Here is a 14422-nt window from a genome sequence, read left to right as displayed (position 1 = left end):
CTTATGACGCAGCCTTGAGCTTGGGCTGTGCACTGGGCTTTGGACGTCCGATCTTCGCCAGGGCTTCGGACCGCACGAGCTTCAGCCCTTCCTTGGCGTCGTAGCCGTGGATCTCCTTCACATCGAGCTTGCGCATGAAGTCGATGGTCTCCTGCGTGATGACCTGACCGGGCACCATGATCGGGAAGCCCGGCGGATACGGGATCACGAAATTGGCCGAGACGAGCTCTGGTCCCGACTTGAGCCGGCGATCGATCTCGGGATCATTGAGGCGGATGTGCTCGCAACCCGCCACGTCGTAGGCCGCGTAAAAGCCGCTGCGAATGTCGCCTTCATTGGTCTTGCTGCCGGCATCGCCGCGGAAGCTCGGGTGGAAATGCGAGAAGTTGGGCAGATCAGGCACGTCGGTCATCAGGCTCTTGACCCGTGCTTCGAAGGTCTTCCTCGCATTGGCACCGCCCTGCGCCAACCCGCGATCGACCTCGCCCGCGATGTCGGCGAGGACGCGGATGAGATGCGCGACGTCGCTGCGGGTGTTGTTGATGTTGGACTGGACCAGGACCGAGTTGCGCGAGGTCTTGTTGACCTGGATGTTGTACTCATTGGCGAGGATACCCTTGAACTGGGTGCCGTCATAACCGGCCATGCCGCACACCAACGTCATGCGGGTCGGATCGAGGCAGAACTCGTCCTCGTCCAGGCTCTTGAGGGTGTTGACCCAATTCACGCCCGCGGCGAGATAATCGGTAAAGCCGCTCTGGCGATACTGGGCAGGCACCATGGCGTCGGCGCCGAGGATGCGGAAATATTTCGAGATCAGCGGGTTGTTGTTGACCGCCTGGCGAATGGCAAGCGCGATCTCCATCGCATTGGCCACGAGGCCGTAACCTTCCAGTTCCATCTGCCGCCGCGATATATCGAGGCTGGCGATGAGTTGCTGGTTCGGGCTGGTGGAAGCGTGGGTGAACACGGCCTCCTTGAACTGCTGTTCGACCGTGTGGAATTCGACGTCCTTGACCGAGAGCATGGAGCCCTGGCGGATCGCCGACATCGACTTGTGGGTCGAGTTGGTCTGGTAGACCCGCAGCCGGATCTGCCTGGGATCGGGAATCAGCCGGGTCTTGAGCAGCATCTCGTCCGACGGGCTCTTGCCGAGTTCGGCCTGCTGCTTCTCATAGGTCGCGACCGACTTCGGGTCGTGCATCCACGCCTCGATCTCGTTCGCCGCCCCCATGGCGGTGCGGCGGCGCAGGAACGGCGAGAAGCGCGCGAAGCCGAACCAGGCCTCGTCCCAGAGGAAGATCAGGTCCGGCTTGATAGCGAGACATTCCTCCATCACCCGGCGGGTGTTGTAGATGTGGCCGTCGAAGGTGCAGTTGGTGAGGTCGATCATCTTGACGCGGTCGAGCCGGCCGTCGGCCCTGGCGCCGAGCAGCGCCTGCTTGATCGTCTTCAGCGGCACCGCGCCGTACATCGAGTATTCCGTCATCGGGAAGGCTTCGACGTAAAGCGGCTGCGCACCGGCCAGAACCATTCCATAGTGGTGCGACTTGTGGCAGTTGCGATCGACGATCGCGATGTCGCCCGGCGCGAGCAGCGCCTGCACCGCCATCTTGTTCGATGTCGAGGTGCCGTTGGTGACGAAGAAGACGCGGTCAGCGCCGAGCGCCCTCGCCGCTTTCTCCTGCGCCTTCTTGATGTTGCCGGTCGGCTCCAGCATGCTGTCGAGGCCGCCCGTGGTGGCGCTGCTCTCGGCCAGGAACAGGTTCGGCCCGTAGAATTCGCCCATGTCGCGGATCCAGTCGGACTTGAAGATCGACTTTCCGCGGGCGATCGGCAACGCATGGAACGTGCCGATCGGACGCTGCGCATATTTCTTCAGATTGTCGAAGAACGGGGTGTCGTAGCGATCCTGAATGCCTTCGAGGATGGACAGATGCAGCTCGAGGAGCTCCTCGACGGAGTAGAAGATGCGGCGAACGACGTTGGCTTCAGGGTTTCCAGCCAACTCCTCGACGTCGCGGTTCGAGATCATGTAGAGGTCGAGCTCGGGTCGGACGCGCTTGATGATTTGGGCGAGCCGGAGCGCGGAGGCGTCGGACTCGTCGTTGAGGCCGGCCGAAGCCGTGATCGAGCGCAGCACGGGTGCATTGTGGCGCGAGCGCAGCCCGAAGCCTTCGTTGATGATGACGGCCGCGATATTGGGATTGAGCATGGTCGCGCAGAATGCGTCTTCCAGGCTGCCGACGACGACGGGCTCATAGATGAAGCCATCGATTGGACGCCGCAACTTGCGCCATTCGGCGGCGAGCGCCGGCCACTGACTTGACGACACGCCGGTCACGATCAGGGTTTCGAAATAGGGCCGGCGTGCCGTATGCGCACCGAACGTCGGTGGCACCAGCTCGGGCGCGTCGCCATTACCATCATCCTTCGCGCTCCAGTCGCCGGCATGCTGCCGGAAAGACCGCGTCGCAAGTGCCTGGGTAATCCGCGTCGCAAGGGCCAGCGACGTTGCCCCATCGCCTGCTGAGGCCGCTTCCCGCAGTGCCGCCATCAGGTGCAGGCCAGGATAGCCGTAAAACTCCTCCGTCACCGCAAGATCGGCCAGTGCCGTATCGTAGACCGCGCGATTGCCGACCCGAGCCCACGCCTTCGCGGCCTCCACGAGGTCGCGCCAGTCATCCGCCCGCGCGCCGGGCCCGGAGAAGAACTGATCGATGCGCTTTTGCGCCGGCTTGGTGTCCTTGGACATGTGTCTCTCCCGATCCTCGGCGGTGCCTTGATGGTCACTCGATGGTCATTTGATGCCAATTGGGCGAAGATGAGCGTGATCGTGAGTTCGGCGCCGGTGGCTCCATTGATCCAAGTCAACGGTCGGGCGCATTCTGGCGAGACCGTCGGCCGCAGCGGTCATTCGCATTGCAACACGCCCGCTCAGGCCGTCCGCTGCGCCGTCACGGCCTGCTCGTCGCCGAGGACGCTGTCGAGCGATCGCAGCCACTGGCTGCTATCCGTCCTCTCCGCCAGCCCTTCCGCCCGCAAGAGGTCGCGGAGCTGCGCGTGTGCGCCGACGATGGAGAAAATGACCTTTCGCGCGGCGAGCTCGTCGTAGAGGTCGTGCAGCATGCCCGCGCCGGCGAGATCGATATAGGGCGAAGCCGAGAGGTCGCAGACCACCAGCCGGATCCCGGGCGCGCGCCGAAGCGCGATCAGGACGGTATCGAGGATCGTCTCGGCGTTGATGTAGAGCAGCGAGGCTTCGGGCCGGAACGCGATGACGCCGATCAGCGGCTCGACGTCTGCGTGCCTTGAACTGTCCGAATAACGGCCGCTGCCGGGCAAGCGGCCGAGGAACGCGACGTTTGGCCGCGAGGCCCGGGCCAGCAGCAAAAAGATCGAAGCGATCGACGCCAGCAGCACGCCTTGCAGGATTCCGAGCAATAGCACGGAGACCAGCGCAATCGTTGCGGCGTAGAAATCGATCCGGCTGACCTGCCACATCCGCACCAGCGCGCGGACGTCGACGAGCTTGTAGACGGCGGCAAAGACGATGGCTGCAAGCACGGCCTTGGGCAGGTTGGTCAAGAGTCCCGTGAAGAACAGAAGGCACAGCCCGAGCGTCACCGAGCAGATCACCAAAGCGAGCGGCGTCCGTGCGCCGGCGCTGTCATTGACGGCCGATTGCGACAGCCCGCCGGCAACCGGATAGCCATGGCCGAAGGCAACGACGAGGTTCGCTGCCCCCAGCCCCAGGAACTCCTGCCGGACATCGAGGGGATAGCCGTGCTTGGCGGCGAAGCTGCGGGCGGCCGAAACGCCCTCGATATAGGCCAGCAGGATACACCCTGCGGCGAGCGGGAAGAGATCGTCGAAGTCCAGCAGGCCGAGCGTCGGAATGCCGAGGGCCGGCAGACCTTCCGGTATCTTCCCGGTGACGGGCACGCCGAACGCCGGCAGGCCGAGCAGCGTCGCCGTCCCGATCGCGAGCGCGACGATGGTGATGCCGACCGGTTTGCCCGGCAGCAGCCGTTCGCCGAACAGGAGGAGCAGCAGCGCGACCGCGCCGACGGCGAGCACGAGCAGGTTGACGGTCCCGAGCTGGCCGGCCAGCTTGATGGCGCGGTCGAAGAAATTGTGGCCGCCGCCGGCAACGCCGAGCAGGCTCGGCAGCTGGCTCATGATGATGGTGAGCCCGGCGCCCGCCTTGAAGCCGACCAGGATGCTGTCGCTGACGAGGCGGACCAGCACGCTCAGCTTGAACAACCACGCGATGAAGCACAGCACCGCCACTGCAAAGGCCGCAAGGCTTGCGATCTGCGCATAGCGGATCGCATCGCCTCCGGCCAGCGCGCCGACGGTCCCCGCGATCATCAGGGAGATCGCCGAGGTCGGCCCGATCGCAAGTTGCCGGGACGAGCCGAGCAACGCATAGCCGATGCCGCCGAGCATATAGCCGTAAACGCCGATCTGAGGCGGCAGGCCGGCCAGCGCGGCATAGGCGAGCGAAACCGGGATGGCGTAAGCAGCCAGCGTGACGCCGGCGACGGCGTCGGAGGAAAACCACTCTCGCCGGTAGGCGCCAAGCCAGCCGGCCGGCGGGAACGACCGTATCCATCCAGGTTCGGACGGCGCGCTCATTGGACGGCCCTCTGATGCGAGGCTTCGCAGCGCAGCAAGACGACCAACAGCGCGACCACGGGAATGCCGAGCGCGAGATCCGGAATAGCCTTGGTGGCGAAGGCGCCCACCGCGGCGCCCAAGCCGAACACCGCACACAAGGCGAAGAAGATGCCCGAGCGGCGCAGCGTGCCGAGCGGCGCGCCTCCGGCGGCGGCCTCGAAGACCGTCTCGATCGCCTGGCGCATGTTGCCCGTGACCATCACCGTGCTGCAAACAACGCCTTCGACCCTGGTGAAGATCGCGGTCTGCATCGCGGCGACGAACGAGATGCCGAGCGTTCCAGCCAGATCCGGCAGCCTGTTGTGCAGGATGCTGATCGCGATCAGCAGCAATATCTCGAGCAGGGTGCTGATTGCGCTGGCCCGCTCGCCCGCTACGCGGCGCAGCCATGCGGCAATCACGATACCGGCCGCAAAGGCGAGAAGCGGCGGCACGAAGTGAAGCGCCTTCGTCCAGTCGCCAGCCGTCGCATAAACCCAGAGGAAGATCAGGTTGGCCGTCTGGGCATTCGCCATCACGCCGTGGATGATCCAGGTATAGGCGTCGATATAGCCGCCCGCGAACGCGAGCAGCAGAACGATCTCCACCGTTTCGTCGCGGCGGATCGCGCCGGCTGCGAGGTCGAGAGCGCTCATGTTGACGATGCCGACTGTCGCGAATTCCGCATCGTCCGATAGGCGGTGCCTTGCCGCTCGCAGGGCTTGATCTGGATCAAGCAACGCCCGCGATTTCCCGACTGAGATCACGGCAAAGCGCATGGGGAGATGCGACATGGATACCGTCAGGTGGATCATCTCCACCGCTCCCGAAATCTTTCTGCTGCTGGCCGTCGCCATCGGCACGATCCTGGGCCGAGTCCGGATCCGCGGCTTCGCCGTCGGGACCACGGCCTGCATCCTGATCGTTTCCGTGCTGCTCGGACAGCTCGGCAGTTTTGCGTTTCCGCCGCTGCTCCGCGTGATCCTGTTCAGCCTGTTCGTGTTCACGATCGGCTACCGGTCCGGGCCCGAGTTCTTCGCCTCCTTGAGCGTCCGCACGCTCGCGCAGGTCGCCATGGCGCTGGTGCTGGGCGGCACTGGTCTGGTCGTCGTCCTGTTGTTTGCCCACGGCTTCCGGCTCGATCCCGGCACCGCTTCGGGGATTGCGGCCGGAGCCTTGACGCAATCGTCGGTCATCGGCACCGCCTCGGGCGCACTGGCCCAGCTCGGCCTGTCCAAGGATGTGCTGAGCCAGCAGGAGGCGAACATCGCGGCGGGCTACGCCGTGACCTATGTGCTCGGCTATATCCTGACGCTGCTGTTCGTCCCCTTCGTCGCGCCGAAATTGATGCGGATCGACCTGAAGGCCGAGGCAAAGAAGCTCGAGGCGGAGCTTGCCGGCGGCGAACCGCCCAAAACCGAAAACCTCTCTTATCGCAAGTTCCAGGCCCGCGCCTATCGCGTGACCGCGGGCGCCGGGCGCACGGTCAAGTCGATCGAGGAGGAAATCGGAAGCCGCACGGTGGTCGAGCGCATCGTCCGCCAAGGCTCGGACATCGAGCCACATTTGGAGACCGAGCTCGAGGCCGGCGACGACATCGTCATCGCCGGCCGCACCGCGGTCATCGTCGCCGCCAAGCCGATCATCGGCACCGAGATCGACGCCGACGAAATCTTGAAGGCCGTCCCGGGCAACGTGCTGGAGGTGCTCGTGGACAATCGCCATCTCCACGGCCGCTCGATCCAGGAGATCGCAACGCGTGTCGGCACCGACGCCCGGGGCGTCTTTCTACGCGCCCTCACCCGCATGGGCCGCGAGGTTCCCTTGAGCGCGGACACACGGATCTATGTCGGCGATGTCATGACGCTGGTCGGCAGCACGCGCAACATCGAACGTGCGGCAAAGGCCATCGGCCAGATCCTGCGGTCGGGTGATCGCGCCGACATCGCCTTTCTTGCCGCCGGCATTGCGGCCGGCCTGCTCGCGGGGCTCGTCAGCTTCAGGATCGGCGGCGTCGCGCTCACGCTCGGCGGTGGCGGCGGCGCGCTGATCGCGGGCCTCGTCTGCGGCTGGCTGCGGTCGCGCAAGCCGACCATGGGCGCATTGCCGCCGGCGGCGCAACAGACCCTGAGCGATCTCGGACTCGGCGGCTTCATCGCGGCGATCGGGCTCGGCAACGGCGCCGCGGCCTGGGCCGCGATCCAGGCCCACGGGCTGCTTCTGGTCGGCATGGGTCTTGTCATCACGCTCGTGCCGCTGATCGTCGCGACGCTGTTTGCCTTCTATGTGCTGCGCATGAACCCGGTCGTGACCTGCGGCGCACTGGCCGGCGCCATGACCGTGGATGCCGCGGTGACCGGCGCGTGCGAGGTGGCCGAGAGCCAGACGCCGGTCCTTGGCGTCGCCGTGCCATATGCGGTCGGAAACGTGGTGCTCACGGTGCTCGGGCCGATCATCGTCGCGGCAACCTACAGCGGATGACGGAGACCCATGATGCGGCGACCGGCCAGATCGGTGCTGGGATGTTTCGCGGCCATCTTGTTCGCGTGGGCCGCCTTCGCCGCGGCCGCGCGCGCGGAGGATGACCTCCGCATCCAGGAAGAGATCTGGGCGCTGCCACTAGCGCTTCCGATGTTCGCCTATCTGGTGCGTCCCGTCGGCGACGGCCCCTTCCCGCTCGTGATCATGAACCACGGCGTCTCGCTCAACCCGATCGACCGCAGCTTCTTTCCGCTGGTCGAATTCCGCGACGCCGCCCAATGGTTCGCAAGGCGCGGCTACCTCGTGGTGGCGCCGGTCGGCTCCGGCTATGGCGCAGCCGCCATCGACATTCCCGAGCGCGCGGTCTACGGACCGTTCTTCTCCAAGATCGGCAAGTGCAGCAATCCCAATTTCCACGACGCCGGGCTCGCGGTCGCCAAGGTCGACCTCGATATCATCGACTATCTGGCCGCCGAGAAGCGCATCATCCCCAAGGACGTGATCGTGATCGGGCAGTCCGCCGGTGGCTGGGCCTCGATCGCCTTGTCGAGCATGAACCCGCCGCAGGTGAAGGCCATCATCACCTTCGCTGCGGGCCGTGGTGGACGCGTCGGCGGCAAGCCGAACAACAACTGCGCCCCCGACAGACTGGTTGAGGCCACCGCGGATTTCGGCCGCACATCGCGTGTGCCGATGCTGTGGATCTATATCGAGAACGACACCTTCTTCGGGCCGGACCTGTCGAAGCGCATGCATACGGCCTTCACCGTCGCCGGCGGCCGGGCCGAGTATCACCTGATGCCGCCGTTCGGCAATGAGGGCCATTTCTTCATCGGCTCGAGGGATGCCATCCCGCTCTGGTCGCCACTGGTAACGACGTTCCTCGACGCGCTGAAATAGATGCCCAGATCCGGAGGCCCAATCATGACCAATGCCCGTGACGGCCTTGCCAGTCTCCTGCTTATCGCCATCGCCGCCGCCACGGCGGCGCCCGGCCATGCCGCACCGAAGGGTGCCCAGGCCGAGAGGCCGGCCGAAGTCGCCACACGTGGTCAGCGTGAAGCAAAGGACATCAGCTACGGCGGTTGGCAGAAGCTCTGCTTCAAGGCAGGCGGCGCGCCCACACTGTGCCGGACCTCGATCACCGGCCAGTTCGCGACCGGACAGACGGCGGTGCGCGTCGATCTGATCGAACGCGAAGACGCCGCCGCGGCCCGGCTGCAACTGTTCGTGCCTGTCGGCATGTACCTGCAACAGTCGCCGAGGTTGAGCGTCGACCAGGGCGCGCCCTTCCGCCTGCCCTATACCTGGTGTCTCACCAATCTGTGCATCGCTGCCGATGTGGCGGCGCCGAAGATCATCAGGGAGATGGAGTCCGGCAAGACCCTGACGCTTGAACTGGTCGATTCGAACCTTCTCGCCATGACGACTACAATTCCCCTGGCGCAGTTCGCCACCGTCCGCAAGGGGACGCCAGCCAGGACGCTGGAGCAGGATATCGACGAATGACGGGGCGAGTTGATCTCAGGAGATGCCGGCGCGTTCAATGGATCCGATCAGCGACTCCGCCGTGAAGGGCTTGGTCAGATAGGCGAGGCAGCCGGACCCAAGCGCCGCAGCGCGGTTCGCCGGGCTGTCGTTGCCGGTGATGTAGATCACTGGCGCGGTGACGCCCTGCTCGGCCAAGCTTCGCCGCACGTCGATGCCGGATTTTCCACCAAGATCGATGTCGAGGACGATGCAGATCGCGGTGTGGAATTTGTCGTGTTGGAGCAAGGCCCCCGCGGACTCGAATAGCGTGGCGTCGAAACCGTGGCCGCGCAGCAACCTGTTCAGGCTGGTCCGCATGGACGGATCGTCATCGACGACAAAAACGGACCGGCATAGCGGCAAGGCGATCTGCCTTTCCAGGAGATGAACGAACTGAGAGCGCTGCAACGGCGGTGGGATACTGCATCCGCTTGCTCTGCGTTGCCGACCCCGGCGCCCGTGCATCATTGCGCACGCCTCGCCGTGCACTGTCAACACGCCTCGATACTGTCCTTTGGGGCAATCACACCGTGCGAACCGGGCTTGCGGTGAAGAAGCAGCTAATCCTCGTTCGTACCGAGCATTCCGAGCCGTTCCGCGATCGAAACGAGCTCCGCAAGCGAATGTACCTGCATCTTCTCCATGACCTGATGGCGGTGTGCTTTCACGGTGCGTTCGGTCGTCCCGAGTTCATGCGCAATCTGCTTGTTGATCCGGCCGCGCACGATGAGATTGAACACCTGTCGCTCGCGATGCGTCAGCGTGGCCAGATGGGTACGAAACGTCTCCAGCTTGCTGCGCTGGACGCGCGCCGTCCGCTGACCTGCCAGAGCGCGCTCGATCGCATCGATCAACTGCTCGGAGGATATCGGCTTGGTCAGGAAGTCTTCCGCACCCGCCTTGATCGCCCGCACGGTGGTCGGCGTGTCTGCATGCCCCGTCAGGAAGATGATCGGCAGCGTCGAGCCGGACGCGATCAATCGCGCCTGCAAATCGGGGCCGCTCAATCCTGGTATGCGCACGTCAAGCAGAATGCATCCGGCCTGCTCGGGATCCAGCGCGGACTCCTCCAACTCCAGTGCCGACGCATAGGTCGCGACCTCATAGCCGGCGAGCTTCAGACGCCGTGCGATCGCGGTCCGAAAGGACTCGTCGTCATCAACCACGTGAACGAGACCCGACACCTTCAACCTCTCGGCCAGTTCCAGCGAGGACCATTGACGTCCTCTCGCTCGACAAAGTCGTCTTCAACAGTTTGAGAACCGAAATATCTGCTTGCAATGGGCCAAATCCCCGCAGCGACAGCGCTTTCTCATTCCGCGCACCAAGCGCCGGGGGGTGTCCCTTGGTACAATGAACCTAGGGACAATGGATTGAAATACCGCCTTGGGCGTAAATCAACCCGGCGGGAGCGGAACAGCGCGGCGCATTCCCAGTAGCGAAAATCCTTCGTCGGACGGACCAAATTCGGCGATGAGCTGAGGACCTGGCCCATGTTTGTTCGCATCACAACCGATTCCGCACTGCGTCCCAATTCCCTCCGTGACCTCGGCATGACCAGCGATTCAAATGCGCTCGTCAGTTTAAGCGAATTTTCGTACAGAAAAGGCACCGAGATTTACGGCGAGAAAGAGCCCGCCAAATATGTCTATCAGGTCAAGGCGGGCGCGGTGCGAAGCTACAAGCTGTTGTCGGATGGTCGCCGGCAGATCGGCGCATTCCACCTCATCGGCGACATCTTTGGGCTCGAGAACGGCGGGGAGCATCGATTTACGACGGAAGCGGTCGTCGACACCACGGTGCGCCTGATCAAGCGACAAAGTCTTGAATCAGTGGCCGAGAGCGATGCCATGGTGGCCAGAAACCTGCTCAGCATGACCACGAACAATCTCCAGCACGCGGAAGACCACATGCTGTTGCTCGGCCGCAAGACCTCGCTGGAGCGGGTCGCGGCGTTCCTGCTCGAGATGGACAAGCGGCTGACGGCGGCGGGCGTCATCGCGCTCCCGATGTCGCGACGCGATATTGCCGACTATCTCGGCTTGACGCTGGAGACCGTCTCGCGCGCTCTGTCGCGCCTGCACGAGCTCGGCATCCTCGGGTTCATCGGCAACACCCAACGGCAGATCGTGTTGCTCGACCGGAACCAGCTCGCCAGCCTCGATCTGCATCCTTGAACTGGCGAAACATCGGTCGCGGTTGCCGGAGATCCGGGGCGCCGTTCGCCGCGCCCTTCATGGCTGGCGTGAAACTGGGCCAGGCGCTTCAGTCAGTCCAAGATGCTCGAGCGTCTTGCGCAATACCTCGAAAAGAATGGCGGCGGACCAGCCGAACAACAGCACGCCATTCATGGCGGTGAACGGGCCGATCAGCCGCCATTCGCGCACCGGCGTGATGTCGCCATAACCGAGCGTGGTGTAGTTGACGAAAGCGAAGTAGAGCAGGTCAGTGTCGGCGGCGGCAGCCTGGACGATGCCGTAGGTCGCAGCCCACATCAGGATTTCCAGCATGTGCGCGACCTTCAACACCACGGCGGTCGCGATCATGACGCCCATCAGGTGCAATTTCGGTCGCTTGGAGTGACGCAAACCCGCGCTGCGCGCGATCCCGACGGCGACGACCGTTACGAGCGCGTGGAGTCCGATATTGATCATGCTGACCAGCGTGCCGGCGAGGAACTGTAGCATCATGGCAACCCACCCGCCCTCAATTTACCCCGGGACGTCTTACGTCCCCGTCAAACGATGCCAAAGGTCCGCCCGTCGACGCGCCGTCGCGTTTTCCCTCGTCGGCTACGGCGAAGGCCTGGAAATTGACGTTAGCGAGCATGCCACACTCGCGCCAATCGGCCATGGCAGCGGTTGACTTAAGTCAATGCTGCTCCTACGGCCGGGAGATCGCCAGTGCCGATCCGGCCGGCGAGAGTTGCGACAGGACGGACGGGGTTGGTCAAGTCGGCGGAAAATTACCGGGGCGACTGAGCCTTACGGCTCTTTGATTGCGAGACGCGCGATGTTGAGCTGGTGAATCTGGCTGGTGCCCTCATAGAGGCGGACGAGCCGCATGTCTCTCTACCAACGCTCGATCAGCGCTAGCGGAGATGGCGGCCAAGGCCCGCCAGCATGGCTGGATCGACACCGAGCGACACGCGATTCGGGTTCATATCGAACGAGTGCTCCAAAACCATCATTATGACGTTAGCAAACGAGCCCGGCGTGATCTCAGTCGCGCTTGAGCCCGATCAACCTAATGATGGGAGCCAGTCGGGCCAGCTCGTCCGCGACCAGGTGCTGAAACTGGTCGGGACCTGAATCGACGTCCGGCTCCAGACCTTGCGAACGATAGCTTTCCTGCAACCGTGGATCTGCCATCGCAGTACGGGTCGCAGCAGCGATCCGCTCCACGATCACATCCGGGGTCGCTCTTGGAGCGAACAAGCCGAACCAGCCGGCATATCTGAGGCCCGGCATGCCGGATTCGATCACCGTCGGAATGTCCGGCGCGCCGCTCAGCCGCCGATCGCTCGTCACGGCGATCAGCCGCAGCTTGCCCGCATGGTGCAATTGCAGGATCTGGCTCGAGACCACGGCAATGACCGACGAGATCTGGCCACTGACGAGGTCGTTGGTGGCGGGGCCCATGCCTCGATAAGGAACGTGGACAAGGTCCGCTGCAACACCGGATTGCTGCCTGAACATCTCGCCGATGAGATGATTGCCGGTGCCCACCCCCGGAGTGCCATAGGACAGCCTGCCCGGATTGGCTTTCGCAAAAGCTGCCAGCTCTCGCAGGTCCTTCACAGGCAAGGAAGGATGAACCGCGAATGCCAGCGTGCTGGTGATCAGGCGATAGACGGCGCGGAAATCGCGAACCGTGTCGTAGGCAGGCTGCGCGGAGGACAACGGAATCATCACCTGGGTGCTGCCATTGCCGAGCAGAAGCGAATAGCCGTCGGGTGCGCTCTGCGCCACCGCGGCGGAGCCGATCGCACCGCCGGCGCCGCCGATATTCTCGACATAGATCGGCCCCAGCAGCGAGGTGATCCTGTCGGCCCAGGGACGGCCGATCTGATCACCGGCGGCACCAGCCGTATAGGGAATGATCAGCCTGATGGGACGGGAGGGATAGTCGTCGGCGGCTGCACAGCCGGGCCATGCGGCCAGCGCCATGATACGCGTCGCCGTATCGAGCAGTTCTCGGCGTGAAAGGAGGGACATCTTCTGCGTATTCAGGACCGTCGCGGTCATCTTACACGAATGAAGGTCCTTGAAAATCCGCTCGGGGAGATCGCTGCCCTGCACTGTGCAGGCGACAAAGCGCCGCACCATCGCTATTCGCGTCCTCAGCAGCCGCGGCAGATCGATCCTTCGAGCATCTTCTCGAGTTGGGCGTCGTCCTTGTCGATTGTCGGGTCCGTGCCGAGCAACGGCCCCTTCGTCGCGCGATGACCGCTCTCGGACGATGGCAGCGCCGTGCCGAGCGAGTTCGTCCCCGGCACGGCGGCACTCGAGCCGAGCGCCCCGCCGCTCGTCATGGACATGTGCGAACCAATGCCGCCACGCGCGGACGCCGCGCCTGAGAGAGCAAGGCAGGCAACGATGCAGAGAAACGAAAGCTGTCTCATGGTCCACACTCCACATGTTGCATGACTTGTCATCTAGAACTGGACGCCGCGCGCAAACTGACCATGCACGATCGCGCGATCAATCATGACATCGGTGACAGAACTCCGTTTCGACGGCGCACTAGCAATCATCGACGGCGCGGCCATCGCTGACATTCGATCATCGTCTCGCAAGAGTGATGCATGTCCAGCGAGCTTTGCTGACCGCGCTGCTTATATGGCTTGGTATAGAACACACTTCCGGAAACGCCACCAGCCGAGCAGCGATCATCGCCAAGCGACTCTCCGCGCACACCAAGAAATGGAGAAGCGCTATGAGTGCATTCAAGATCCTGATTGCCGCGACACTGATTTCAACAGCGACGGCATCGTCGGCGTCCGCGGCCTGGTCCTTCGCCGACCAGGAGCCCGCTGCCTTTGCCTCGATGTATCCCGATCGCGACGTGCTGAATGGCGGCGCGTTGACTCCGGCGGGACGCATGGGGCTCGAACGTCCCGGCGGCGCCGCCCCCGTGTTCGGCGCGGTTCACGTTCATGACCACCACTGGCGCCAATGAGACAAGAACGATGTCTCGGGCGCGACCGATCGGAAGCGACAGTCCTTTGCTGAAATCCCCGGCATCCATGCGTGACCATGACTTCATGCAAAGACGAAAATGATCGTCGTTCGCATCCACATGTCTGGCCGGCGAGCCGAGGCGTTCCCGGCGTCGCTTTGTCAAGGAGACCTGCAAGACTACGCTGAAACTCTTTTCCGCCGGCTTGATCGCCGCAGCCATGGTTGCCTCCCCCGCGATGGCTCGCGAAGGCAATACGAACGCGCGGCGGACGAATGTCGACGCCTACGCCTCGACGCAACGTATTCCGGTCACTGCCAAGCGCGGCTGCGTGAGGGCTCCGGACGTCGGCGCCTACGCATCCGCGCCATGGCGCCGTCCGCCCTGCGAGCCGACATCCGGCTACTGATTGCGCGCGCTGGACGACGCCCCCTCGGCACAAGGCAACTGCCGGCGCTGAGCTGAAGGGATCGTCACGCGGTCAGGAGGCTTGTCTGCCTCACGGATGGAAGGAAGAATGGCAACTTTCCCTGATGCTGCCATTCTTCCTTCCGGGATCGACACATAT

General features: G+C 63.9%; 14 protein-coding genes. 5 read left to right on the top strand and 9 right to left on the bottom strand.

Annotated features, from left to right (window positions below; translation table 11 throughout):
* Position 1: 1 nt before the first annotated feature.
* The 3 genes from XI04_RS05485 to XI04_RS05475 form a co-directional block, all read right to left on the bottom strand.
* Positions 2–2755: a decarboxylase gene (locus XI04_RS05485; protein ID WP_038947992.1), complete on the bottom strand. Its 2754-nt coding sequence runs from the start codon at positions 2753–2755 to the stop codon at positions 2–4.
* Positions 2756–2937: 182 nt separating this feature from the next.
* Positions 2938–4641, bottom strand: coding sequence for a SulP family inorganic anion transporter (locus XI04_RS05480; protein ID WP_271608129.1), 1704 nt, complete (start codon positions 4639–4641; stop codon positions 2938–2940).
* Positions 4638–5318: a YoaK family protein gene (locus XI04_RS05475; RefSeq protein WP_271595237.1), complete on the bottom strand. Its 681-nt coding sequence runs from the start codon at positions 5316–5318 to the stop codon at positions 4638–4640. Before XI04_RS05475 ends, XI04_RS05480 begins: the two co-directional genes overlap by 4 nt.
* Positions 5319–5454: 136 nt before the next feature.
* Here XI04_RS05475 and XI04_RS05470 point away from each other — a divergent pair, with 136 nt between their 5' ends.
* Genes XI04_RS05470 through XI04_RS05460 form a run of 3 tightly spaced genes read left to right on the top strand, consistent with a single transcriptional unit; the run spans position 5455 to position 8652 of the window.
* Positions 5455–7143, top strand: coding sequence for an aspartate:alanine exchanger family transporter (locus XI04_RS05470; RefSeq protein WP_038947990.1), 1689 nt, complete (start codon positions 5455–5457; stop codon positions 7141–7143).
* A gap of 9 nt (positions 7144–7152) precedes the next feature.
* On the top strand, positions 7153–8043 hold the full coding sequence (locus XI04_RS05465) for an alpha/beta hydrolase family protein (protein WP_370156902.1): 891 nt from the start codon (positions 7153–7155) through the stop codon (positions 8041–8043).
* Positions 8044–8067: 24 nt separating this feature from the next.
* Positions 8068–8652 carry an invasion associated locus B family protein gene (locus tag XI04_RS05460; RefSeq protein ID WP_271608130.1) on the top strand — a complete coding sequence of 195 codons (585 nt, stop codon included), beginning with the start codon at positions 8068–8070 and terminating at the stop codon, positions 8650–8652.
* Between the two features lie 15 nt (positions 8653–8667).
* Here the strand turns inward: XI04_RS05460 and XI04_RS05455 are convergent, their stop codons facing one another.
* Together XI04_RS05455 and XI04_RS05450 are read right to left on the bottom strand one after the other, a co-directional pair.
* Entirely contained in the window at positions 8668–9036 is a 369-nt protein-coding gene (locus tag XI04_RS05455; RefSeq protein WP_271608165.1) for a response regulator transcription factor, read from the bottom strand.
* Between the two features lie 197 nt (positions 9037–9233).
* Positions 9234–9857: a response regulator transcription factor gene (locus tag XI04_RS05450; protein ID WP_028142522.1), complete on the bottom strand. Its 624-nt coding sequence runs from the start codon at positions 9855–9857 to the stop codon at positions 9234–9236.
* A gap of 309 nt (positions 9858–10166) precedes the next feature.
* Here XI04_RS05450 and XI04_RS05445 point away from each other — a divergent pair, with 309 nt between their 5' ends.
* Complete coding sequence (locus tag XI04_RS05445; RefSeq protein ID WP_028142521.1) at positions 10167–10850, top strand: helix-turn-helix domain-containing protein; 684 nt, start codon at positions 10167–10169, stop codon at positions 10848–10850.
* A 57-nt stretch (positions 10851–10907) separates the two neighbouring features.
* Here XI04_RS05445 and XI04_RS05440 read toward each other — a convergent pair whose 3' ends face one another.
* The 4 genes from XI04_RS05440 to XI04_RS05425 form a co-directional block, all read right to left on the bottom strand.
* Positions 10908–11363 carry a potassium channel family protein gene (locus XI04_RS05440; RefSeq protein ID WP_152103182.1) on the bottom strand — a complete coding sequence of 152 codons (456 nt, stop codon included), beginning with the start codon at positions 11361–11363 and terminating at the stop codon, positions 10908–10910.
* A 531-nt stretch (positions 11364–11894) separates the two neighbouring features.
* Entirely contained in the window at positions 11895–12890 is a 996-nt protein-coding gene (locus XI04_RS05435; RefSeq protein WP_152103739.1) for a Bug family tripartite tricarboxylate transporter substrate binding protein, read from the bottom strand.
* 125 nt (positions 12891–13015) lie between these two features.
* Positions 13016–13297 carry a hypothetical protein gene (locus tag XI04_RS05430; RefSeq protein WP_038947983.1) on the bottom strand — a complete coding sequence of 94 codons (282 nt, stop codon included), beginning with the start codon at positions 13295–13297 and terminating at the stop codon, positions 13016–13018.
* Positions 13298–13330: 33 nt separating this feature from the next.
* Positions 13331–13453: a hypothetical protein gene (locus XI04_RS05425; RefSeq protein WP_271608131.1), complete on the bottom strand. Its 123-nt coding sequence runs from the start codon at positions 13451–13453 to the stop codon at positions 13331–13333.
* A 158-nt stretch (positions 13454–13611) separates the two neighbouring features.
* Between XI04_RS05425 and XI04_RS05420 the strand changes: the two genes are divergently transcribed.
* Positions 13612–13854 carry a hypothetical protein gene (locus XI04_RS05420; RefSeq protein ID WP_028142517.1) on the top strand — a complete coding sequence of 81 codons (243 nt, stop codon included), beginning with the start codon at positions 13612–13614 and terminating at the stop codon, positions 13852–13854.
* Positions 13855–14422 lie beyond the last annotated feature (568 nt).

This window comes from Bradyrhizobium sp. CCBAU 11430 (genome assembly GCF_028128855.1).
In the GTDB taxonomy this organism is placed as follows: Bacteria; Pseudomonadota; Alphaproteobacteria; order Rhizobiales; family Xanthobacteraceae; genus Bradyrhizobium; species Bradyrhizobium ottawaense.
Note: the sequence above shows the minus strand (reverse complement) of the source record. Positions and strands in the feature narration are given on the sequence as shown.

Excerpts from the sequence above, each read along its gene's own strand:
- XI04_RS05485 (WP_038947992.1), bottom strand. The coding sequence starts at position 2,755 with ATGTCCAAGGACACCAAGCCGGCGCAAAAGCGCATCGATCAGTTCTTC.
- XI04_RS05480 (WP_271608129.1), bottom strand. The coding sequence starts at position 4,641 with ATGAGCGCGCCGTCCGAACCTGGATGGATACGGTCGTTCCCGCCGGCC.
- XI04_RS05475 (WP_271595237.1), bottom strand. The coding sequence starts at position 5,318 with ATGAGCGCTCTCGACCTCGCAGCCGGCGCGATCCGCCGCGACGAAACG.
- XI04_RS05470 (WP_038947990.1), top strand. The coding sequence starts at position 5,455 with ATGGATACCGTCAGGTGGATCATCTCCACCGCTCCCGAAATCTTTCTG.
- XI04_RS05465 (WP_370156902.1), top strand. The coding sequence starts at position 7,153 with ATGATGCGGCGACCGGCCAGATCGGTGCTGGGATGTTTCGCGGCCATC.
- XI04_RS05460 (WP_271608130.1), top strand. The coding sequence starts at position 8,068 with ATGACCAATGCCCGTGACGGCCTTGCCAGTCTCCTGCTTATCGCCATC.
- XI04_RS05445 (WP_028142521.1), top strand. The coding sequence starts at position 10,167 with ATGTTTGTTCGCATCACAACCGATTCCGCACTGCGTCCCAATTCCCTC.
- XI04_RS05440 (WP_152103182.1), bottom strand. The coding sequence starts at position 11,363 with ATGATGCTACAGTTCCTCGCCGGCACGCTGGTCAGCATGATCAATATC.
- XI04_RS05435 (WP_152103739.1), bottom strand. The coding sequence starts at position 12,890 with ATGTCCCTCCTTTCACGCCGAGAACTGCTCGATACGGCGACGCGTATC.
- XI04_RS05430 (WP_038947983.1), bottom strand. The coding sequence starts at position 13,297 with ATGAGACAGCTTTCGTTTCTCTGCATCGTTGCCTGCCTTGCTCTCTCA.
- XI04_RS05425 (WP_271608131.1), bottom strand. The coding sequence starts at position 13,453 with ATGTCAGCGATGGCCGCGCCGTCGATGATTGCTAGTGCGCCGTCGAAA.
- XI04_RS05420 (WP_028142517.1), top strand. The coding sequence starts at position 13,612 with ATGAGTGCATTCAAGATCCTGATTGCCGCGACACTGATTTCAACAGCG.